This window comes from Paraburkholderia sp. GAS206C, from assembly GCF_050435645.1.
In the GTDB taxonomy this organism is placed as follows: Bacteria; Pseudomonadota; Gammaproteobacteria; order Burkholderiales; family Burkholderiaceae; genus Paraburkholderia; species Paraburkholderia phenazinium_B.
This window is the reverse complement of sequence record NZ_JBNDKR010000011.1, coordinates 73,734-94,587: the sequence shown is the minus strand read 5'-3', so window position 1 is coordinate 94,587 and position 20,854 is coordinate 73,734. Positions and strand designations below refer to the sequence as shown.

At 63.4% G+C, this 20,854-nt stretch carries 17 protein-coding genes and 1 pseudogene; 14 read left to right on the top strand and 4 right to left on the bottom strand.

Features of this window, described 5'->3' with window-relative positions; translation table 11 throughout:
• Positions 1-16 precede the first annotated feature (16 nt).
• From P3T20_RS28875 to hydA, 5 genes are read left to right on the top strand one after another with little or no spacing between them, the layout of a single operon-like run.
• Positions 17-322 carry a (2Fe-2S)-binding protein gene (locus P3T20_RS28875; RefSeq protein WP_429288563.1) on the top strand — a complete coding sequence of 102 codons (306 nt, stop codon included), beginning with the start codon at positions 17-19 and terminating at the stop codon, positions 320-322.
• Complete coding sequence (locus tag P3T20_RS28870; RefSeq protein ID WP_429288562.1) at positions 315-1,739, top strand: FAD-dependent oxidoreductase; 1,425 nt, start codon at positions 315-317, stop codon at positions 1,737-1,739. Before P3T20_RS28875 ends, P3T20_RS28870 begins: the two co-directional genes overlap by 8 nt.
• Complete coding sequence (locus P3T20_RS28865) at positions 1,736-2,908, top strand: NAD(P)/FAD-dependent oxidoreductase (RefSeq protein ID WP_429288561.1); 1,173 nt, start codon at positions 1,736-1,738, stop codon at positions 2,906-2,908. Before P3T20_RS28870 ends, P3T20_RS28865 begins: the two co-directional genes overlap by 4 nt.
• Positions 2,905-3,861, top strand: coding sequence for a dihydrodipicolinate synthase family protein (locus P3T20_RS28860; RefSeq protein WP_429288560.1), 957 nt, complete (start codon positions 2,905-2,907; stop codon positions 3,859-3,861). Before P3T20_RS28865 ends, P3T20_RS28860 begins: the two co-directional genes overlap by 4 nt.
• The gene (gene hydA / locus P3T20_RS28855) at positions 3,858-5,285 is read left to right on the top strand and encodes a dihydropyrimidinase (RefSeq protein WP_429288559.1); all 1,428 of its coding nucleotides are present in this window, start codon (positions 3,858-3,860) and stop codon (positions 5,283-5,285) included. Before P3T20_RS28860 ends, hydA begins: the two co-directional genes overlap by 4 nt.
• Before the next feature lie 5 nt (positions 5,286-5,290).
• Here the strand turns inward: hydA and P3T20_RS28850 are convergent, their stop codons facing one another.
• Positions 5,291-6,841, bottom strand: a complete 1,551-nt coding sequence (locus P3T20_RS28850; protein WP_074268003.1) for a methyl-accepting chemotaxis protein — start codon at positions 6,839-6,841, stop codon at positions 5,291-5,293.
• A gap of 210 nt (positions 6,842-7,051) precedes the next feature.
• The gene (locus tag P3T20_RS28845; RefSeq protein ID WP_074268002.1) at positions 7,052-7,936 is read right to left on the bottom strand and encodes a LysR family transcriptional regulator; all 885 of its coding nucleotides are present in this window, start codon (positions 7,934-7,936) and stop codon (positions 7,052-7,054) included.
• A gap of 125 nt (positions 7,937-8,061) precedes the next feature.
• Here P3T20_RS28845 and P3T20_RS28840 point away from each other — a divergent pair, with 125 nt between their 5' ends.
• The 9 genes and pseudogenes from P3T20_RS28840 to P3T20_RS28800 all read left to right on the top strand — a co-directional run bounded on the left by P3T20_RS28840 (position 8,062) and on the right by P3T20_RS28800 (position 18,582).
• Positions 8,062-8,910 carry a transporter substrate-binding domain-containing protein gene (locus P3T20_RS28840; RefSeq protein WP_074268001.1) on the top strand — a complete coding sequence of 283 codons (849 nt, stop codon included), beginning with the start codon at positions 8,062-8,064 and terminating at the stop codon, positions 8,908-8,910.
• Between the two features lie 13 nt (positions 8,911-8,923).
• The gene (locus P3T20_RS28835; RefSeq protein WP_074268000.1) at positions 8,924-9,607 is read left to right on the top strand and encodes an amino acid ABC transporter permease; all 684 of its coding nucleotides are present in this window, start codon (positions 8,924-8,926) and stop codon (positions 9,605-9,607) included.
• Positions 9,597-10,259, top strand: a complete 663-nt coding sequence (locus tag P3T20_RS28830) for an amino acid ABC transporter permease (protein WP_074267999.1) — start codon at positions 9,597-9,599, stop codon at positions 10,257-10,259. Before P3T20_RS28835 ends, P3T20_RS28830 begins: the two co-directional genes overlap by 11 nt.
• Before the next feature lie 53 nt (positions 10,260-10,312).
• Positions 10,313-11,278 (top strand): agmatinase, encoded by a 966-nt coding sequence (locus tag P3T20_RS28825; protein WP_074269374.1) that lies wholly within the window; start codon positions 10,313-10,315, stop codon positions 11,276-11,278.
• Positions 11,279-11,309: 31 nt separating this feature from the next.
• Positions 11,310-11,717 carry a RidA family protein gene (locus P3T20_RS28820; RefSeq protein WP_217272857.1) on the top strand — a complete coding sequence of 136 codons (408 nt, stop codon included), beginning with the start codon at positions 11,310-11,312 and terminating at the stop codon, positions 11,715-11,717.
• 255 nt (positions 11,718-11,972) lie between these two features.
• A complete protein-coding gene (locus tag P3T20_RS28815; RefSeq protein WP_083611679.1) occupies positions 11,973-12,902 on the top strand; it encodes an ABC transporter substrate-binding protein in 930 nt (309 codons plus the stop codon).
• Positions 12,902-14,518 carry an amino acid ABC transporter permease/ATP-binding protein gene (locus P3T20_RS28810; RefSeq protein WP_074267997.1) on the top strand — a complete coding sequence of 539 codons (1,617 nt, stop codon included), beginning with the start codon at positions 12,902-12,904 and terminating at the stop codon, positions 14,516-14,518. Before P3T20_RS28815 ends, P3T20_RS28810 begins: the two co-directional genes overlap by 1 nt.
• A gap of 130 nt (positions 14,519-14,648) precedes the next feature.
• Positions 14,649-15,881: pseudogene (locus P3T20_RS28805) on the top strand (acetamidase/formamidase family protein); the annotation flags it as partial.
• 289 nt (positions 15,882-16,170) lie between these two features.
• Positions 16,171-18,582, top strand: a complete 2,412-nt coding sequence (locus P3T20_RS28800) for an acetamidase/formamidase family protein (RefSeq protein ID WP_074269371.1) — start codon at positions 16,171-16,173, stop codon at positions 18,580-18,582.
• 27 nt (positions 18,583-18,609) lie between these two features.
• On the opposite strand, the gene P3T20_RS28795 is transcribed toward P3T20_RS28800, so the two are convergent.
• Both P3T20_RS28795 and P3T20_RS28790 read right to left on the bottom strand, forming a co-directional pair.
• Positions 18,610-20,136: an amidase gene (locus tag P3T20_RS28795; RefSeq protein ID WP_074267996.1), complete on the bottom strand. Its 1,527-nt coding sequence runs from the start codon at positions 20,134-20,136 to the stop codon at positions 18,610-18,612.
• 34 nt (positions 20,137-20,170) lie between these two features.
• On the bottom strand, positions 20,171-20,815 hold the full coding sequence (locus P3T20_RS28790; protein WP_254369000.1) for a GntR family transcriptional regulator: 645 nt from the start codon (positions 20,813-20,815) through the stop codon (positions 20,171-20,173).
• Positions 20,816-20,854: the final 39 nt, after the last annotated feature.

The window sequence follows — 20,854 nt, the reverse complement described above, 5'->3', positions numbered from 1 at the left end:
AGCGAGGTTGGTGCCGATGTCTGCAGCGGATGCCATGCGTATTCACGACTCGAACCGTGTTGCAACCGTCGAGCTGTTTCTCGACGGGCAGCGCTTCACGGCACGCGCGGGCGAAAGCGTCGCGGTCGCCCTCTTTGCGTCTGACATAAAGGCCTTGCGCTCGAGCCCGCGTCTGCGCGAGGCACGTGGCATGTTCTGCCTGATGGGGTCGTGCCAGGAATGTCTGGTGATGGTCGACGGTCGCCGCACACTCGCGTGCCGAACACCGGTGACCGATGGCCTGCATGTCGAAACCGTCCCGGAGACCGGCGCCGATGGCTGAGTTCGACGTGGTGGTGCTTGGAGGCGGACCGGCGGGCGTGCATGCGGCGCTGGCAGCGGCATCGGCTGGGCTGAACGTCGCGCTGTTCGACGAGAACGCCAGCGCGGGAGGACAGGTCTACCGCGCCCCCATAGAAGGCATGCGCGCCGCGAGCAGCGCCGATCAGCAGGCAGGCGACGTATTGCGGCGTGAGCTGACCGCCAGTACCGTGACTACCTTCTTCGCCCACTCGGTGTGGGCCGTGACCGGCGATTACCGCATCGACGCCACCGGCCCCAACGGCCCTGTGCATTGCATGGCGCGCGCGCTGATCGTGGCATCGGGAACGACTGAACGGGTCGTACCGTTCGAAGGATGGACCACGCCCGGTGTAATCGGCTTGGCCGCTGCGACGATTCTGCTGAAATCGCAAGGAGTACTGCCTGGTCGCTCGACGCTCGTCGCCGGATGCGGGCCGCTGCTCGCGGCCGTGGCAGCGAAGACCATCGAAGGCGGCGGCAAGGTCGAGGCAATTGCCGATCTCGCCGGCACCGCCGACTGGGCACGCACACTGCCGGCGATGCTCGCGCGCCCCGGTCTGCTGCGACAAGGTGTCGACTGGTGGCGCACCATCAACCGTGCCCGGACGCCGCGGTATGGACGTCACACCATCATTCGTGTCGAACCGGCTGACGAACGCTTGCGTGCCACGCTCGCCCCCTGCGACGCGGCTGGACGTCCAATCAACGGACAGCGAACGACCGTGCTGGCCGATTGCATCGCCGTCGGTCACGGTCTCACGCCAGCCACGGAAATCACCCGTCTGTTGCGCGCGAAGCATCGCTACTCGCGCGCGGCGGGAGGATGGATCGCCGTCGCCGATCAGGATGGACGCACCTCGCGCCCACTGCTTTATGTCGCTGGGGACGGCGCCGGCATCGCCGGTGCGGCGGCGGCCGCCACGCACGGCGCATTGGCCGGACTGGCCTGCGCGCTCGATCTCGGCGCGGCTAATCCCGTGCGCCTGACGCGCGGCATCGGGCCTGCACGCAGCGCCCATCGGCACGCCGCGCGCTTTGGCCATGCGATGGCCAATCTGATGGCGCTGCGCCCGGGACACGTGGAAAGCATTACGCCAGAGACGATTGTGTGCCGTTGCGAAGACGTGACACGTGCAGAGATCGAGGCCGCCTGCGACGCCGGCGCTCGCGACATCAATCAGCTCAAGGCGTGGACACGCTGCGGAATGGGCCCATGCCAGGGCCGCACGTGCGGCGACGTAGCCGGCGAACTGCTGATGCGGCGTATGGGCACCGCTTCGCGCGAAACCGTCGGCTGCTTCTCGGCCCGCACGCCGTTACGGCCGGTGACGGTGGAAGCGTTGACTGGCAATTTCACGTATGACGAAATCCCCATTCCGAAGGCGGCTCCGCTATGAGCACGCCGGGCCAGACCGTACACGGACCATTCGACGTTGCCATCGTAGGTGGCGGCGTGATGGGTTGCACCACTGCGTTATTCCTCGCACGCGGCGGCATGCGGGTCGCGCTGATCGAGCGTGATGCCCTGTGCCGCGCCGCCTCGGGCGTGAACGCGGGCACGCTCACGCTTCATATGACGCGCGCCGCGCTGGTTCCGTACGCCAGGCGCGGCTGGCAAATGTGGATGGAATCCGAACAATGGCTTGGTTCCAGCGTCCTTGCGACCGCGGTGCCGGGGCTCTCGCTCGCGTTCACCGAAACCGAGCGCGAACTGCTGCGCGCTCGCGCCGCAGCCCGGCGCGAATATGGCGCGCAGATTGACCTGCTCGAGCGCGACGCCGCGCTAGCGGTCGAACCGGGTCTCAATCCCGCGATGCTTGAAGCAGCGTTCTGCCAGACGGACGGCTTCGCCAGTGCTTATTTAACCGGGCGCGCCTTTCACGCGGCGCTGCGGACAGCGGGCGTGCAGATCTTCGAGCAGACCGCTGTCACGCGCATCGATCACGCCAATGGGCACTACCGCGTACATGGCCCCGAACACCAGGGCGCCCCGGTTCGCATCGACGCCACGCGCCTCGTCATGGCAGGCGGTGTCTGGCTCGAACCGCTGCTCGCGATGCTCGATATCCGCATTCCCGTAAAAGCGCTGGTAAACCAGCTCATCATCACCGAACGGATGCCTCCCGTCATGCGCACGGTGCTAAGCATTGCGAACGGCTTGCTGTCGATGAAGCAGTTCGCTAACGGCACCGTACTGATCGGCGGCGGCTGGCAAGGTGTCGGCGATCGCGCGCGCGGCCCGGTCGAAACGATTCCGCAAAACCTCACCGGCAACCTGCGTCTTGCACAGCACGTGATTCCCGCGCTGGCAAAAGCGCGCGTCGCGCGCATCTGGCTGGGGCTCGAGGCCGAGACAGCCGACGCCATGCCGATGATCGGCGCGCTGCCTGGACTCGCTGACGCATGGGTCATCGGCTGCGTGCATTCCGGTTATACGAGCGGGCCCTACATGGGCAAGCTGCTCGCTCAAACGATGCTCGGCGCGACGCCCGAGCTGCCGTTGTTCGATCCCGCCCGGCTCATCGCCGCCGCGCCCGAACTCCCTCAACGAGAACAGACCCAATGATTCCCTCGCACGACGCTCCCTTCAACGGCATCTACGCCTCCACACTGTGCCCGCTCGATGCGCACGGCCGCCATCTCGACGAGGCTGCGCTCGCGTCCCATCTCGAGGAGGTGACGGCGATCGATGGGATAGTCGGACTCCTGATCAACGGCCACGCGGGCGAGAACTTCGCTCTGTCGCGCGATGAAAAGCGGCGCGTGGTGGAAATCGCGCATAGTGTCTGCGGCGACCGATCGATCATCGTCGCAGGGATCAATTCGGAGGATAGCTACGAAGCGCAGGCGCATACCGACGATGCCCAGCGGGCAGGCGCCGACGCCTTGCTGCTGTTTCCGCCGTACTCGTGGGCGCTCTCCACCGATCTGGAGACCGTCGTCACGCATCACCGGCTGGCCAACGCGAACGCCGGTCTGCCGATGATGCTCTATCAGGCCGGCGTCAGCACCGGTGGAATGGCCTATACGCCTGAAATGCTAACGGCGCTGGCCAGCTTGCCCGAGGTGGTGGCCATCAAGGAAGGCAGCTGGGAAACCGCCGCGTATGAGGCCAATCGCAGGCTTTTGAAATCGGTGGCGCCGCATATTGCCGTCATGGCGTCGGGCGACGAGCACCTGTTCCCATGCTTTGCCATCGGCACCGAGGGTAGCCTCGTCAGCCTGGCAGCGGTCGTGCCGGAGCTGATCGTCGCGCTGTACCGCGCGGTGCTAAACGGCAGCCTCAGCGAAGCGCAACAGCTCCATGCGCGCGTCTATCCCCTGGCAAAGCTCATCTACGGCACCGCGCCCGGCTCGCACGCGAACGCACGCCTGAAGGCCTGTTTGCACCTGCTTGGCAAATTCCCGCATGCATCGATGCGACCGCCCATCTCGCGCCTGTCCGCTGCAGAAATCGGCCGTCTCGAGGACGCCCTCTCCTTTGCCCTTGCCACTGACCATGAACGGAGCGATTCATGACTCACGACCCGACACGCACGCTGATTCGCGGAGGACGCCTGATTACCGCCATTGACGACTACGTCGCCGATATCGTGATCGAAGGCGGACGCATCGTCTGTATCGGCCAGCAGCTCGAAGCCGGACCCGACACTCACGTAATCGACGCGAGCGGCCTGCTGGTATTTCCAGGCGGCGTCGACGCCCACACGCATATGGAGAATACCTTCGGGCCCTCGGTCACCTGCGACAATTTCGCGTCCGGTACCCGCTCGGCGGCGTTCGGCGGCACCACGACGATCATCGACTTTGCGCTGCAAAACGCCGGCACCAGCCCGCTTGACGCAATTGCGCGCGCGCAATCGAAAGCGGCCTCGGTTGCCAGCATCGACTATGCCTTTCACGTGATCGTCACGCAGGTCGACGACAAGGTCCTCGGCGACATGCAATACGCGATCCGTCACGAAGGCGTGTCGAGCTTCAAGATGTTCATGGCGTACCCCGGCACGGTGATGTCGGACGATGCGGCGATTTTCCAGGCCATGCGCATGGTGGGTCAGCATGGCGGCATGATTGCGTTGCACGCCGAGAACGGCACCGTGATCGATCTGCTGATTCGCGAAGCGATTGCCCAGGGTCATACATCGCCGCGCTATCACGCGCTCACACGTCCGGCCATCATGGAAGGCGAGGCGACGCATCGCGGCATCAAGCTCGCAGAGCTCGCCGAGGCGCCGGTGTACTTCGTGCATCTATCCGCCAAGGAAGCGCTAAAACATGTGATCGAAGCGCGCGACCTCGGCATTCCTGTGTTTGCGGAAACCTGCCCGCATTACCTGTTCTTCGACGAGTCGGCCTACGCCGACGAAAGCTTCGACACCGCACGCTATGTGATGAGCCCGCCGCTGCGTTCTAAAGACGCGCAGAACGCGCTATGGACGGCGCTGAAAACGGACGACCTGCAACTCATCTCCACCGATCATTGCCCCTACTGCATGAAAGAAGGCCATCGCGGCAACGTGAACCAGAAGCCGCTCGGGCAGGACGATTTTTCGAAGATTCCGAACGGCGTGCCCGGTGTGGAAACTCGCATGACCGTTGTTTACGACGGGGGGGTACGCACGGGCCGAATTTCGCTGAACCGCTTTGTCGAACTGACGTCGACCGCGCCTGCGAAACTGTTTGGGCTGTTCCCGAAGAAAGGCACGCTGGCGATAGGCAGCGATGCCGATATCGTGCTGTTCGATCCAGGTGAAGTACATACGATCAGCGCGCATACACAGCACAGCGATTGCGATTTCACGCTATTCGAAGGCCACTCTGTGACGGGACGCGTGAAGAAGGTATTGCTCCGCGGCGAGTTGCTGATCGACGACGGCGAGTGGGTGGGCCAAACCGGACACGGGCAATTCGTCCCGCGCGGCGAGTTGGGCGCGCACTGGTAACAGCGTCAGGCCTTCCTGGAAGGCTTCAACCCGTCACCGCGGTTCACGCTGCACTGCACGGCCCAACGGCCGCCGAGCGCGGGCGCGATGTAACCGATCTTCTCCACTGGTTGCTTCGTTACAGGATGCCGCCCGTTGAATTCGATCCAGCCGCCGCCCTGCTCGACCGCGCGCCAACTGGCCTCGCGGATCGCGCTCTGGTCGTCGCCGGGCAACGCATCTTTTCGCAGCTTGCCGGCCTTGCCCGGGTCGGAGCCGAAGGCACGGAAATAGTCGTCGCGATCCGCCACCACGATATAGAGGTCGCGGTCGCGAAAGCCGCCCTGCGGGTCGTGAAAACGACGCACGGCAACTTCGGGCCCCTCGCTGTCCACCAGTTGCGCCGCACGCTGCGCCATGGCGCGTGCCTCGTCGGCACAGCCCTGGCGTAGCCGGATATATTTGACGCCGTCGCTGAGCCGGTCGGCACGGGCCTGCAACTGACTTGCCGTTTCCACCGACCCGCCGACCATCTGGCCATTGCGCTGGGTGATGTCGTCCAGCACCTCGACTGCCTGGGCGATCTCCTGCAAGCCGATGGTCTGCTCGCTGCTCGAGCGTGCGACGTCGCGCAGCAACGCGGCTACCTGGCTGACCGCATCGACTGCACGCGTCAGCAGATTGCGGCTGCCTTCAATGGCTTGCACGCCGTCCGTCACCTCGTCGCGAGAATGCTGGATCAGTTTTTTGACTTCCGCGGCGGCCTGCGCGCTACGCTGCGCCAGGGCCCGCACTTCGGAGGCGACCACGGCGAAACCGCGGCCGGAATCGCCAGCGCGGGCCGCTTCCACTGCGGCGTTGAGCGCAAGGATATTGGTCTGGAAAGCGATGCCGTCGATCACGCTGAGCATCTCGCCCATCTCGTGCGAGCGCTGCTCGATGCGCTCGATGCTTTCGACTGAAGCGCGCACCGCCTCCTGCCCCGCAACCGCATCGGCATGTGCACGGGCGGAGCGCTCATCGGCTTGCTGTGTCTGATTGGTGTTATAGCGCACGGCTTCCAGCAAGGTCTCGAGCGAGGCACGGGTTTGCTGAAGGCTCGCAGCCTGCGATTCGGTGCGCTGCGACAGCGAGGTGGCGTGTTCGGTCGCCTCGGCGCCGCCCATCGCGATCAGTTCCGCTTCGCTGCGAATGCGAGCCACGATCTGCGAAAACTGGTGGGCCAGCAGACGCCCCTGTTCGCCGAGCGCCGCCAGTTCGTCGCGTCCGGGCAAGGATACGTCCCGCACCAGATCGCCTTCGCACAGCGCCTCGAGTTGGGCCCGCAAGATTGAGATGGCGCGGAACAGGCCTGCCCCGAACCAGCCGAAAATCACCAGGAACTGCGCAAGGCCAAACGCGGCGCCATAGTAGCCGTACCAGCGGGCCGCGGCGACCGCGCCAATCGCGCTAAGCGCGACAATCGCCCATTGCACGCGCAGATTCCAGCGGCGCAATGCGGAGCCAAGCGGGAGAGGCGAGGATGATGAATGCGACGGGCCCGCGGCAACGCGTGGCGTCTGTTGACTGGCTGACATGGATCTCCCCCAAACCGCAGTGGCATTGCCTCCGATCGCCGGCCAGATGCATGGGATGCAACCTGGAAGCACGTCGCGGTGGGCATATACGTTCTTCTGGCGATTCTGCCATAGCGGGTGTCGCGCGGTTATCGCAAGTGGCCTCATCTCGCATCTATTCTGTTTATCGGACGAGCGGGAGGCAAACGGGACGCGCGCGCGGCAGCGTCGTCAGCGGTGCGCCGCAAGCAGCAGGTCCAGGAATGACTCAGCGCTGCGAGTCAGGGGTCTTGATTCCTCGACGATCGCGCAAAACGGTATGTCGTAGGACGGCGATTGCGGCAGCACCGCGAACTCATAACGCGGCGACAGTTGCGCCGCATAGTGTTCGGGCAGAAGACCGACGTAGCGCCCCGTCGCCACCAACGTTGCGACTGCTTCGAGTCCGCTGGCTTCCGGACCTTGCCGGAAGGCGTGAGTCGCGAGCGCGTCTTCGACGAACGGATGCGGGCGATACACGAGCGGCCACTCGCCCTTCTCGCCGGGTGCATCGCTAACCGCGCCCTGCGCCGGCCGGTAGTAGACGCGATGCGTTTCGGTGAACAACGGATAGTGACGGAAGGCCCGCGCACGTTTATAGACACCTCGAATCGCGATCTGCACGCGTCGCTCGGCGAGCGCCGTGCCAAGATCGCCGAACGTCATCACCTTCAGCGTCGGCGTGACCAGCGGTGCGATGCGGTTCAACTCGCCGAGCGCATCCGCGACCTTGCAGTCCTTGTGCGTCATCACGTGCTCGGACATGCCAAGCACCAGCGGCCCGGACAACAGGCCACGTACCGCATCGACTTCCGGCTTGATCCGCTCGAGTGCTTCGAGCGCCTGCAGCGAGACGCGCAACGCCACCTGGCCGCCTTCGGTCAGTTGGAAACCTCCGGGTCCCCGTTCGCAGAGCTTCAGCCCGAGGCGCGCTTCGACCTCGTTGATATGCCGGCTGATCGATGCTTTAGACATCAGCAACGTGCGTTCGGCGGCAGCGAAACCACTTGCTTGCGCGGCTGCGCAGAAGACCCGCAGCGAACGAAGGTCGCGCTCATCGAGAGGCATCTTTTTCATCGCGGCAACGTCGTCGAAAGGTCTTGGTTTTCGGAACCATATCAGCACAAAAATAGTTATTCAAAACTATTTTGACTGCCTACATTGGCTGCTCAGCAATCGCTTAACCCCTTGCCGGAAAATCCATGACCACGCTCAATCGACGCAAATTCATTACGCTGGCAGGCGGTGTTTCGCTTGCGTTGGCGGCGCCTTCCTTCGCGTTCGCCGAAGGCGGTTCGTTAGCCGACATCCGCAAGCGCGGCAAGCTGACGGTCGGCACCGAAGCCGCTTACGAGCCGTTTGAATTCGTCGAGAACGGCCAGGTGGTGGGCTACGGCCACGACATCCTGGGATACATGGCCGGCAAGCTCGGCGTGCCGCTCAACCAGGTCAATCTGCCGTTTCAGGGCCTGCTGCCGGGCTTGATGGCACACAAGTTCGACTTCGTCGCGACGAGCGTCGGCATCAACCCGGAGCGGGCGAAACGCTTTGCGTTTTCCGAACCCGTGGGCGTCGTCGATACCGTGCTGGTGGCGCGCGCCAGCGACGCTGGCATCACCAGGCCCGAAGATGTTGCGGGCCACGTGGTGGGCACGCAGATGGGATCGTCGTCGCAGCCTGTCGCGCAAGCCTTCGATACGCAACTGAAAGCCAAGGGCGCCGGCTACTCGGATCTCAAGCTGTTTCAGGCCTATCCCGACGTCATGGTCGCGCTATCCAACAAGACCGTGGACGTGAGCATCATGCCGTCGAACATCGTCGCGGTGCTGATGAAGCGCGAGCCGGGGCAGTATCGCGTGATAGGTAAAATCGGAGATCCGAAAGTGCTGGCGTGGGTCGCCCATCCAGACGACAAGGAAATCCGCGCGTTCATCAACAGCTCGCTCGACGAGCTAACCAGGAACGGCCAGCTCGCCGGCCTGCAAAAAAAATGGTTCGGCTACACGATGAATCTGCCGACCAGCGGTTACCTGCCTGAAGGCGCGGTCTGACGCGGGACGCTCAATGCCGTCCTTTGTCAGCGCACAGATCACCGCGCTTGAGCCCTTCCTTCACGACGTGCTGGGTGGCGCGCTGATCACGATCGCGGCGAGTGCACTCGCATTTGCGATCGGCATTGTGTTCGGTTCGATCCTGCTGGTTGCGCGTCTGCTCGGCGGCCGTGCGCTGGCGTGGCTGGTAGTCGGCTACGTCAGCGCGATTCGCGGCACGCCCGCGCTGATCCAGATGATGGTGGCGTACTACGTGCTGCCCGCGGTGCTGAATCTGCCGCTGTCGCCGCTAGAAGCCGGCGTTCTTGCGCTTGCCATGAATACCGGCGCATACGTGTCGGAAATCCTGCGCGGCGCGTTCAATTCCCTCAGTGGCGGCCAGTTGCCCGCCGCGCGCGCGCTCGGCATGCGCTCCACGCAGGCCTGGCGCTACATCGTGTTTCCCCAGTTGTTCTATCGCTCCATCCCGCCGCTCACCAACGAATTCACCATGCTGCTGAAGGCGTCGTCACTGATGTCGATCATCGCGGTCCATGATCTCGCGACCGTGGCGCGCGACGCCACGCTGCAGACGAACTTGCCGCTGCAGGTCTTTTCCGCCACAGCAGTCGTCTATTTTGGAATCCTGTTCGTGGCGTCGTCGGCATCGCGCGGGCTCGAGCGCCGGGTGGCGAAGGTATTGCCCAATGTCCATTGACCCGTCCATCGTCGAGCAATCGGTCGGCCCGCTGCTGAAGGGCCTGAAAGTCACCGCGCAGGTCTGCGGGCTCGGCATTCCGCTGGGCATTGCGGCGGGCACGTTGGCCGCGTATCTGTATGGATCCCCAGCACGTCTCGCGCGTTCGGCCGCGTTGACCTATGTCGAGATTGTGCGCAATGTGCCGTTTCTGATTCTTGTCTACCTCAGCTTTTTTGGCCTGCCGAAGCTCGGCATCTCGATGCCGGCGTTTGCGATCGGCGTGGCGGCGACGGCGTTTTATACCGGTGGCTATTTCTGCGAGATCCTGCGCGCCGCATTCGGCAGCCTGCCGCGCGGACAGTTGCAGGCGGCGCGCTCGCTCGGCCTGTCGGAATGGGACGTGCAGTGCCACGTAGTCCTGCCGCAGATCTTCGGCTATCTTGCCCCGGCGACGACCAGCCTCACCATCATGATGTTCAAGGACTCTTCGATTTTCTCGGTGATGAGCCTCTCCGAGCTCACGTACCAGAGCAACCTGCTCACCGCCGATACCTTCGCCTACGTCGAGGTGCTCGGCACGACCGCGCTGATCTACTGGGTGTGCAGTGTGCTGCTGGACCTTGCCGGCCAGTGGTCGGAGCGCTACGCAACCCGTTACCGGCGGGCCTGAGAGGCAATGCTTTACGCCCCTTTTTTAATTCAGTTTGATAAGGAATACAGATGATGGAAAAGCCACTCACCGTCGCACCGAAAACCGGCCATAAAACCCTGCTCTACGCTGACCTCGCGCTGGACCTCGACCACCTGGAAGCAGACATTGCCGTGCTCGGCATGCCCTACGGCGCTGCGTATTCGGCCGCCGATTTCACCAACGACCAGACCAACGCGCCAACAGCGATCCGCCAGGCGACTGATCGCGTCGTGCGTTCGCCCGGTCATTACGACTTCGATATCGACGGCCCGCTGCTCCAGGAGCGCGATGACATTCGCTTCGTCGATTGCGGCGACGTGATCGCGGACCTCGCCGCCCCCGGCAGTCACTATCAGCGCGTCGAAGCGGCCGTCCGCAAGATTCTCGCCGCAGGCGCGCTACCCATTGTGATGGGCGGCGACCACGGCATCACGACACCGGTGCTGCGCGCGTTCGATTCGCTGGGGCCCATCACGCTAGTTCACGTCGACGCTCATCTCGACTGGCGCGACGAGGTCAACGGCGTGCGCGAAGGGTTGTCGAGCCCTATCCGGCGAGCCTCGGAAATGACCCACGTGGCGAAGATCGTGCAGATCGGTCTGCGCGCACAGGGTAGCGGACGCCCGGAAGAACTTCGCGCGGCAAAGGCGTACGGGTCCGAACTGATAACCGCGTACGAACTGCACGACATCGGCATGGATGCGGTGCTCGCACGCATTCCCGATGGCGGCAACTACTACCTGACGATTGACGCCGACGGCCTCGATCCCTCCGTGATGCCGGCTGTAGCCGGTCCCGCACCCGGCGGCGTAACTTTCTTGCAGGCCCGCAAGCTGATTCATGGCCTCGTGCGCAAGGGTCGCGTGGTCGGCATGGACATCGTCGAAATCCAGCCGGCCAAAGACATCAACCAGATCTCGTGCATGACGGCCGGGCGGTTGATCCTGAATCTGATCGGCAGCGCGATCCGCGCGGGCTACTTCGATCGCCTCAGCTGACAGTGGTAATCAATTGGAGACGCACAGCATGATGGAACATACCCGTATTCGTCCGTTCAATACCCGGGACACTTATCCGGAGCAATCTCTCGACAACGACCTCGCACAAGCTGTCGTCGCCGGCAACATGATTTTCCTGCGTGGCCAGATTGGCCAGAATCTCGACACGCATGAATCGGTGGGCATCGGCGACGCGGCCGCGCAGGCCGAGCAGGCGATGGCCAACGTCAAGATGCTGCTCGAAGAAGCCGGCAGCAAGCTGGCAGACATTTGCAAGGTAACGATCTATCTCACCGACGTAAGGTATCGCGAGGCGGTCTACCGCGTGATCGGCCGCTGGCTCAAGGGCGTGCATGCGGTATCGACCGGCTTGACGGTGGTGGCGCTTGCGCGGCCGGAATGGGTCGTCGAAGTGGATGTCATCGCCGTGAAATCGTAAGAAGCCCAGTGCTAAAGAACCGCCGCCGCGCCGTCCGGCGGCGCGCACTCGTCCCCTGCCCGACCGGATTGCACCCATCCCCGCCCCAGAGAACCCGAAAACGAAACCCAGGCAGCCTCGCTTCACCCCCGTGCAAGCATTTGTGCGTCCCCGGACAAGTCCGCGAAATTTCCTCCACCTACGCTTGCACTAGTGCGATGCAACAAGGCGTGCATGGGGTACGCCTTTGACATCTGCCGCTCAGGGAGTCTCGGGATGCATACCAATCTTGTCGATCATAGGCATGGCTTGCGACGTGCCGGCGGCACGGGTCGCCGCTGGCATGAACTGCTCCTCGGCGCCATCTGCCTGCTGGCGCTGCTGATAACGGGCCACGCCAGGGCAGCCAGCGCGGCCGTGCCTGGCGAATGCAAGGCGCTGCAGGCGAAATATCCGCAATTCAAGGGCAAAACCTTCGTCAATGCGATCAACCCGCACACGCCCGGCTATGAAGCACTAGACCCGAACGATCCGAGTAAATACGTCGGCTTCGATATCGACCTGGGCGAAACCATCGGCAATTGTCTCGGCTTCACGATGACATACAAGCCGGTTACGTTCGCCGCGCTGTTGACGACCCTGCAAAGCGGTCAGGCCGATATCGTGATTTCAGATATTTACGCAACGGAGGAGCGTGCCAAGGCTGCGGACTTCATTACCTACTCGAAGGTGTTTGACGGTGTGCTCGTCGCCAAGGGCAATCCGAAGAAGATTACCGGTATCAATCCGTCGCTGTGCGGCACGGCCGCCGCGGAAAACACCGGCTACGTCGAAGTACCGCTGATCCAGAACCTCGCGCCGGCTTGCAAGGCAGCCAGCAAGCAGGAAGCTGCGGTGCAACTGTACGACAACAACGCGAACTGCATTCAGGCGATCCTTTCGGGCCGCGCCGATACGTACGTCAACGACGTGAACACGGTAGATCAGGCGGTGAAGGCGTACCCGGATCAACTGGAAAAGGCGACCGCGGTGACACTGCCGTATTCGGTTGGTATCGGTGTACCGAAGGACAAACCGGAGTTCCGCGCAGCCGTGATGGCGGCACTGGTCGCGATCCAGAAGGCCGGCATCCAGACCGACCTGTTGAAGAAGTGGTCGCTCGGCGCTGAAAATCTCGAAACACCCAAGCTGATCGTCTCGAACTGATGGACCTGTTCCTGCACTATCTCGCGCTGCCGTATCTGCTCAAGGGCATCGGCTTCACGATCGCAGTCACACTCCTTGGGCTCGCCGGAGGGCTCGTCGTGGGGCTGGTGCTCGCCAGCATGCAACTGAGCAGAGTCGGGCCGCTCGCTCTTTTCGCGCGCGGTTATACGGTGATCTTTCGCGGCACACCGCTGATCTTGCAACTGGTGTTCGCGTACGATGCACTGCCGCATATCGGGCTGAAGCTAAGCGCGATCGGCGCAGCAGGACTCGCGCTGGCGGCCAACGAAGGGCCGTTCATCGCCGAGATCCTGCGGGCCGGTGTGCTGGGCGTCGAACGGGGACAACTGCTCGCCGGACAGGCGCTCGGCATGACGCCCACCGTGCTGCTGCATCGCGTCATCGCACCGCAGGCAATCCGCATGATCGTGCCGGCGCTTGGCAATGAGTCGGTGAGCGCGTTGAAGAACTCATCGCTTGCATCGGTGATCGCCGTCGACGAGCTGACACTGCGCAGCACCCAACTCGCCTCGTCGACGTTCGACTTTTTCTCGATCTTCTTCGCCTCCGGATTGATGTACCTGTTGCTGACCGGTGCGATTGCCGCGATCCAGTTGATCGCCGAGGCCGCGCTCGACCTTGACCGCCCAGCGTCTGAACGCTTCGCACGCTTGCTGCCGTGGCGCCGCATGAGTGTCGCGGTGAGCACGTCTCGCGCGAGTATGCCGTCAGCGCCCGATGCATCGCTCGAACAGCCGCCGCTCGCCACGCTCCGCAAGCCCGACCCACAGCCGGACCGCTCGAAACGCTACGCAGAACTGACCAGACAACGCGCGGCGGTTCAGGTCAGCGACCTCTGCAAACGCTACGGCGACCAGACCGTGCTGGAAGGATTCGACCTGACGGTGCGCGCCGGCGAGGTCGTCGCGCTGCTCGGGCCGAGCGGGTCCGGCAAAAGCACGCTGCTGCGCTGTATCAACCATCTCGAACAATGGAACAGTGGTGAAATCCGCATTGATGGGCAACGGCTCGGCTTTCGTGTCGATGGCCGCCCGATGACCCCGCATGAGATCGCCAACGAGCGGGCAAGCGCCGGCGTCGGCATGGTGTTCCAGCATTTCAACCTGTTCAGTCACCTGACGGCCTGCGAGAACATTGCGGGACCGCTGCGCTGGGTACACGGCATGGCGCCCGCCGACGCCGAGCGCCGTGCGCGCGAACTGCTCGAAAGCGTCGGTCTCTCGCAGCGCGCCGATGCGTTGCCCCGTCATCTTTCCGGCGGTCAGCAGCAGCGCGTCGCGATTGCCCGCGCGCTCGCACCGCGACCGCGCGTGCTGCTGCTCGACGAACCGACCTCGGCGCTCGACCCCGAGCTCGTCGGCGAGGTGCTTGAAGTGATCCAGCGGCTCGCCATCGAAGGCGGTCTGACGATGATTATCTCGACGCACCAGTTGCGTTTCGCCGACGAGGTGGCCGATCGCGTCGTGTTCATGAGCGGCGGCGCGGTGGTTGAAGAAGGTCCCGCGCACGAAATCCTCACGCATCCGCGCCATCCGCTGACCATGCGTTTTCTGAACGTAATGGGCGCCGACAGCCGGCTTGCAGTCCCATCGTGATCGTCGCCGTCAATGCGCTCTTCCAGACCGCGCTCAATGCATGCGTCTTCGCATCGGCTGCGATCATCCACACGATTGCCCACCGCCCGGCTTCGCGCGCGGTGCTCCCAGCGAGGTTCAACCCAATATGAAGCACCACACCCTCCCTGTGTCGCCAGAGACCGTTCATTGGGGCTATTTCAGCAAAGCCGTCGCACCCGCATTGACCGTGCGCTCCGGTGACCGCGTCACGATCGAGACACTCACGCACCATGCCAACGACGACCACGAGCGGATGATCGATGGCGACCCCGGCGCCGAGAGCGTCTTTCACTGGACCCGCGAGCACAAGGCGGTCTCGCGACGCGGTGCCGGCGCAACCGAAGGCCCTTTCACGCTAGGCGCCGGCGAAGGCGTCGGCGTGCATCTGCTGACCGGGCCCATCGCTGTCGAAGGCGCTGAACCCGGCGATGTTCTCGAAGTGCGGATCCTCGACGTGCGGCCACGACCGAGCTGTCATGCATGCTATCGGGGCCGCTGTTTCGGTTCCAATGTCGCGGCTTCGTGGGGCTTTCAATATCACGATCTGATCGAGGAGCCGAAGCCGCGCGAGGTGGTCACGATCTTTGAGCTCGATACCTCCGGCGAGCCGTTTGCACGCGCCGTCTATAACTACGTGTGGACGCCGCAGACCGATCCGGACGGCATCGTGCACGCGAGCATCGATTATCCCGGCGTGCAGGTCGATCATGCGTTAGTCAAAAAGCGCGAGAACATCATGCCGAATGTGAAGGTGCCGGCCCGGCTACACTTCGGCACGATGGGACTCGCACCAGCCGAATCCGACTACGTCAGTTCGATTCCACCCAGCTACAGCGGCGGCAATATCGACGACTGGCGGGTCGGCAAGGGAGCGCGGATGTACTACCCGGTCGCCGTCGAGGGTGCATTCTTCTCGGTCGGCGATCCGCATGCGGCACAAGGCGACAGCGAACTCGGTGGCACGGCCATCGAAACATCGCTGACGGGCGACTTCGAGCTCGTACTGCACAAGAAGAGCGACCTGGACGGCACGAGTCTGGAGGGTCTCACCCACCCGATGCTCGAAACGGACGATCAATGGTCCGTGTACGGGTTCACGTTTCCCAACTACCTGGCCGAACTCGGCGCGAACGCACAGCTCGAGGTGGCCCAGCACGCCAGCCTCGACAGGGCGATGCGCGACGCGTTCCGCAAGCTGCGCCGCTTTCTGATGACGGTGCACCGGCTCAGCGAGGACGAGGCCATCGCGCTGATGTCGGTTGCCGCCGACTTCGGCGTCACTCAGGTCGTGGACGGCAACTGGGGCGTACACGGCTCGATCCGCAAGAACGTGTTCGTGTGAGACACGCTCCAGCGTTCGAGGTGCCGATCGACGCAACAGGTCGCGTCAGGGAAATCAGATGCGCCAGCGCGGTGCATATGCGCGAGGCTGGCGCACACGCGCGCACGACGAAGGTGGACCCTGGCTCGCTGCGCGTCGTGCAGACGCGCCGCAGCACCGTGACGCTCAATGGCGCGAAGGTTGCTTTCAGGTGCACGACATGACGCGCCCAACCCGTCTGATCCAGGCGCAAGGGTACCGGGCGCCGCGCGACGCAGGTGCGTCGTCAGCCACCGCCCTGGAGTCCACGTTGGATCTGCAGCGTTTCACCACCGAGTCCTATCCGGAAGTCGAACGGCCTCGCGCCTGGCGCGAGGCGCTCGACCGCATGGGCCTGCAAACCGGTGCGCTCGCCACCGGCCGGGCGTTGCACGGGACGATCAAAACGCAGACATCGATTGGCGGCTTCGATCTGAGTCTGCTCGCCTCGGTGGCACAGACCCTGGAACTGAATACGTCCGCGGCTGATAGCCTGCTGATCGTGCTGAATGTCGACGGCGACGCCATGCTCATTGCCGATGGCAGGCGCGAACCCGTCGCGCCGAACGACCTGGTTTACCTGCCTTCGCGCGAACACGCATCGCTCGCTTTCGAAGCCGATTTCCGCGCCTTTGTCGTACGGGTGCCGCGCGCGACGATCAGTGCGCGATTGCTCGCGCCGTCGTCGATGCGCGCCGGGCGAATCGCGGCCGACGCCGGTATCGGTCATGTGTTCTCGGCGTTTCTCATGTCGATTGTGGAAAACCTCGATACCTTGTCGGTGAGCGAGTTACGCCCGCTCGAACTGGCGCTCGCCGAGTTCCTGATCGCCAGTCTCGCAGTGCATCAACGCGAGGAAAACATCGGTGGCCTAACTTCGACCCAGGCTGCGATTTTCTCGCGCGTATGCCGCAGCATCGATGCACGCCTCGCCGATCCGGACCTGAGCCTGGCGCCGATCGCGAAAGAGGAGCGTGTCTCGCCACGCTATCTGCAGAAGCTGTTCGAAACGGTCGGCCAAAGCTTCTCGACGTATCTGCGCTCGCGCCGCCTCGAACGCTGCCGTGCCGAACTGATCGACCCACTGTACGAAAAGATGTCGATCTCCGACATCTGTTTCCGCTGGGGCTTTAACGACCCCGCCCATTTTAGCCGCGCGTTCCGCGAGCAATATCACACCACGCCGCGCGCCTTCCGCCACGAAGCCAGCCTTGAACTTGCGCGGCATCTGGTCCAGCGCATTTCACGCGGCCTGCCGTTCAACGCCGAGGCGTTGCTGATTCACGCGCAAGCCGGTGCACAGGCCGCAAGAACGAAGGCAGCACATGCCGATCATGCAGCGGCCAACGATACGGATACGCTCGTTGCAAATCCGCCGGTAAAGACGCATACCGGCCAAGGGAAAGGAATCGGCCGCGCGCCGGGCAAGCCACGGCATCATCTGCTGCGCGCGACCGCTAACACCGTTCACTGGGGCTACTTCTCCCACGACCTGAAGCCTGTGCTCGAAGTGGAGAGTGGCGATACCGTGACAATCGAGACGCTGACGCAGCACGCCTCCGACGATTGGGCGCGCATGGTAGCGGGCGACCCCGGTGCCGAAAGCGTGTTTCACTGGACTGCCGAGCGCAAGAACGTGAACCGGCGCGGCGCCGGACCGATCGATGCGTCGATCTATGGACGCGGTGCGGGAGAAGGCTTCGGCGTGCATATTTGCACAGGCCCGATCGCCATACGCGGGGCAGAGCCCGGCGATGTACTCGAAGTCAGGATTCTCGCCGTGCATCCAAGGCGTTGTGCCAATCCGCAGTTCAGCGGGCGTGCCTTCGGTAGCAATGCCGCCGCGTGGTGGGGATTCCACTACCGCGAGTTGCTCACTGAACCGAAACCGCGCGAGGTCGTCACGATCTACGAACTCGATGCCGAGCTACCTGAGCACGGTGCATCGTATGCGCGCGCGGTCTACAACTACCGCTGGACGCCGCAACGCGATCCGTTCGGTGTCGTGCATCCGACCATCGACTATCCAGGCGTTCCCGTCGACCATTCGACGGTCGAGGAAAACTACGGCATCCTGAAGGGCGTCAAGATACCCGTGCGCCCGCATTTTGGGCTGATCGCAGTCGCGCCGCAGCAGAACGGCTTGATCGATTCGATTCCGCCGTCGGCCTTCGGCGGCAACCTCGATAATTGGCGCATCGCGCAAGGCGCGAGTGTGTATCTGCCAGTCGGGGTGGCTGGTGCCCTGCTCTCGGTGGGAGACCCCCACGCATCGCAGGGCGATTCGGAACTGTGTGGCACCGCGATCGAATGCTCGCTGACCGGCGACTTTCAGCTCGTGCTGCACAAGAAGGCCACCCTGGCCGGCCAACCGTATCTGGACCTGACCTATCCGCTCGTCGAAACCGCGGACGAATGGGTGCTGCACGGCTTTAGCCACGCGAATTATCTGGCCGAGTTTGGCACTCACGCACAAAGCAAGGTGTACGAAAAATCGACACTCGACCTCGCGATGCGCGACGCGTTTATCAAAACGCGTCGCTTTCTGATGACCACCAAGGGGCTCAGCGAAGACGAAGCCATCTCGCTGATCTCGGTTGCGGTCGACTTCGGTGTGACGCAAGTGGTCGACGGCAACTGGGGCGTGCATGCCATCATTCGCAAGGCGTTGTTCGCGTCATAGCGAAGTCGATGACAAGCGAGTGCAGATTCAATGCCTCGCCTGGCCGGCTGTCGACCCACCCTGCGCGAGCCCTTCATCAGGCGCGTCCGTAACAATCGATTTCAGCGCCACCCGGCTCGCCGCCAGTTTGACGAAGTCGGGCATCGGCCGCCGCAACGCATCGTCGAAGCTGAATGCGCTTTCCAGCGACTGAGCAATATCCAGCACGCGACGATCGCCGCGGAACGGTCCCACCAGTTGCAGCCCAAACGGCATGCCGGCATGGTCCGTTCCGGCCGGCAACGAGAGCGCGGGATGCGTCAGCAAACTCACCACGTAGGTCAGTCCCAGCCAGCGGTAGTAATTTTCGAGCGGGCGTCCATCCATCTCCGTGAGCGCGACCTGTTGCCAGGGGAACGGCGAGACGGGACAGGTCGGCGAAACGATCAGATCGTACGTGTCGAACGCGGCCTGGAAGCGCCGAAATATGCGGGTCTGCTCTGCATGCGCCCAGACGGCATCACCGAGCGACATGGCGAGCCCCATCTCGTAGTTGGTACGCGTATTCGCTCCCAGCAGATTGGGGTCACGCTCGTAGATCTCCTTGAAGCCCGCGATGAAATTCTGCGCGCGAATCACATCGAAACAGCGGTTGACCTCGCCCAGCTCAAAACTCACCGGTTCGCAGACACCGACGTAGCCCGACAGCGCCGCCATCTTCGCGCGAAACGTCTGCCGCGTAGCTTGAGATACCTCGCAGACTCCAAAGTCTTCGGTGTACCCGATCCGCAACGCGTTCAGATCGACGTCGCGTGCCCGCAGAATGGTCCGGAAATCGCACTCGACGCCGAGCGGTTCGCCACCGTGCAGGCCCACCGTCGCCGCCATCTGCAGACGCATATCGGCCACGGTGCGCCCCATCGGGCCCGACACGGTCAGTGGCGACCAGCCGAGCAGGCGGGTGTCGCCAGGCACCAGTCCCGGAGACGGGCGAAATCCCGCGACACCACAATACGCAGCGGGAATACGCAGCGAGCCGCCGGTATCGGACCCCGTGCACAAGGGCAGCATGTCCGTCGCCAACGCGACAGCAGAGCCACCGGACGAGCCGCCGGCGTTCAGCGCGGGATCGAAGGGGTTACCGGTGGCGCCCCATACCGCGTTGCGTGTATTGGCGCCCGCGCCCATTTCCGGCGTGTTGGTCTTCGCGGTCAGAATTGCGCCCGCTGCGCGCAAACGCGCGACCATCGCGTTGTCGTGAGCGGGCACGTTGCTGCGAAATATCGGCGAGCCGTAAGTCGTCAGCAGACCGCCAGTTTCTTCCAGGTCCTTTACACCTAGCGGCAGCCCATGCAGCAAACCCAGTTTTTCACCACGCATGACCGCCTGCTCGGCAGTGCGTGCTTCGCTGCGCGCCTGTGCGAAACGCGTCGCCGCGACCGCATTGACGCTGGGATTGACGGCTTGCATCTGCGCGATACAGGCGTCCAGCAGTTCGACGGGCGAAAGCTGGCGGCTGGCGATCAGACGCCTGGCGTCTACCGCCGACAACGTGTTCAATGCAACGGAATCCATATGCGGGCTTTCCCGGCTGATGATTGAGGGACGATCAGCCCGATTTTCTCTGAAGCCGGCTCTCCGTGTCGAGCCACTGGTTCACGTACTCGACCACGGCATCACGGGTATTTTCCAGGTGGCTACGGGTTTGCGCATATACGGCGTCGACATCGCCCGCCTCGTAGGCCGCGAGAAGTCCTGCATGCTCGCGATTGTTCGATGCCATGATGTCTTCATTCACATGCATCGAAAGACTCACATAAGGACGCGCCGCGAGCGAAAGCGATTCGCACATGTCGAAGAGGCGCGTGTCCGCCTGGCTCTTCACCAGATGCGAGTGGAAGTCTTCGTTCAGCAGCGACCACTGTTCCGGCGATGTGGTCGCCTCCATCGCGTCGTGCGTGCCTTGCGCCGCTTCCAGATCGGTTGCCGTAATCTGCACGCAGGCGCGCTGCGCCAGCATTGGTTCGAGCATCATGCGCAGTTCATAGATGCCGGTCACATCCGCGAGCGTTAGCCCTCGGGTGACGACGCCCTTGTTCGCGTCAATCGAAACAAGACCTTCTGCGCGTAAGTCGCGAAACGCCTCACGAACCGGCGTCGTGCTGACGCCAAGACGCTTCGCCACCTCCTCCTGACGCAGATGCGTGTTAGCCGGATACAGCCCTTGCAGGATTTCCGCTCTAAGCGTACTCAATACATATTGTTGAGCTGTCCGATAGAATCTGGTCAATGC

What these genes read in the sequence shown, in the direction of transcription:
- P3T20_RS28820 (WP_217272857.1), top strand. Translation starts at nt 11,310, where the DNA reads ATGGAACATACCCGTATTCGTCCGTTCAATACCCGGGACACTTATCCG.
- hydA (WP_429288559.1), top strand. Translation starts at nt 3,858, where the DNA reads ATGACTCACGACCCGACACGCACGCTGATTCGCGGAGGACGCCTGATT.
- P3T20_RS28825 (WP_074269374.1), top strand. Translation starts at nt 10,313, where the DNA reads ATGGAAAAGCCACTCACCGTCGCACCGAAAACCGGCCATAAAACCCTG.
- P3T20_RS28875 (WP_429288563.1), top strand. Translation starts at nt 17, where the DNA reads ATGTCTGCAGCGGATGCCATGCGTATTCACGACTCGAACCGTGTTGCA.
- P3T20_RS28815 (WP_083611679.1), top strand. Translation starts at nt 11,973, where the DNA reads ATGCATACCAATCTTGTCGATCATAGGCATGGCTTGCGACGTGCCGGC.
- P3T20_RS28795 (WP_074267996.1), bottom strand. Translation starts at nt 20,136, where the DNA reads ATGGATTCCGTTGCATTGAACACGTTGTCGGCGGTAGACGCCAGGCGT.
- P3T20_RS28870 (WP_429288562.1), top strand. Translation starts at nt 315, where the DNA reads ATGGCTGAGTTCGACGTGGTGGTGCTTGGAGGCGGACCGGCGGGCGTG.
- P3T20_RS28845 (WP_074268002.1), bottom strand. Translation starts at nt 7,936, where the DNA reads ATGAAAAAGATGCCTCTCGATGAGCGCGACCTTCGTTCGCTGCGGGTC.
- P3T20_RS28810 (WP_074267997.1), top strand. Translation starts at nt 12,902, where the DNA reads ATGGACCTGTTCCTGCACTATCTCGCGCTGCCGTATCTGCTCAAGGGC.
- P3T20_RS28835 (WP_074268000.1), top strand. Translation starts at nt 8,924, where the DNA reads ATGCCGTCCTTTGTCAGCGCACAGATCACCGCGCTTGAGCCCTTCCTT.
- P3T20_RS28830 (WP_074267999.1), top strand. Translation starts at nt 9,597, where the DNA reads ATGTCCATTGACCCGTCCATCGTCGAGCAATCGGTCGGCCCGCTGCTG.
- P3T20_RS28865 (WP_429288561.1), top strand. Translation starts at nt 1,736, where the DNA reads ATGAGCACGCCGGGCCAGACCGTACACGGACCATTCGACGTTGCCATC.
- P3T20_RS28860 (WP_429288560.1), top strand. Translation starts at nt 2,905, where the DNA reads ATGATTCCCTCGCACGACGCTCCCTTCAACGGCATCTACGCCTCCACA.
- P3T20_RS28850 (WP_074268003.1), bottom strand. Translation starts at nt 6,841, where the DNA reads ATGTCAGCCAGTCAACAGACGCCACGCGTTGCCGCGGGCCCGTCGCAT.
- P3T20_RS28840 (WP_074268001.1), top strand. Translation starts at nt 8,062, where the DNA reads ATGACCACGCTCAATCGACGCAAATTCATTACGCTGGCAGGCGGTGTT.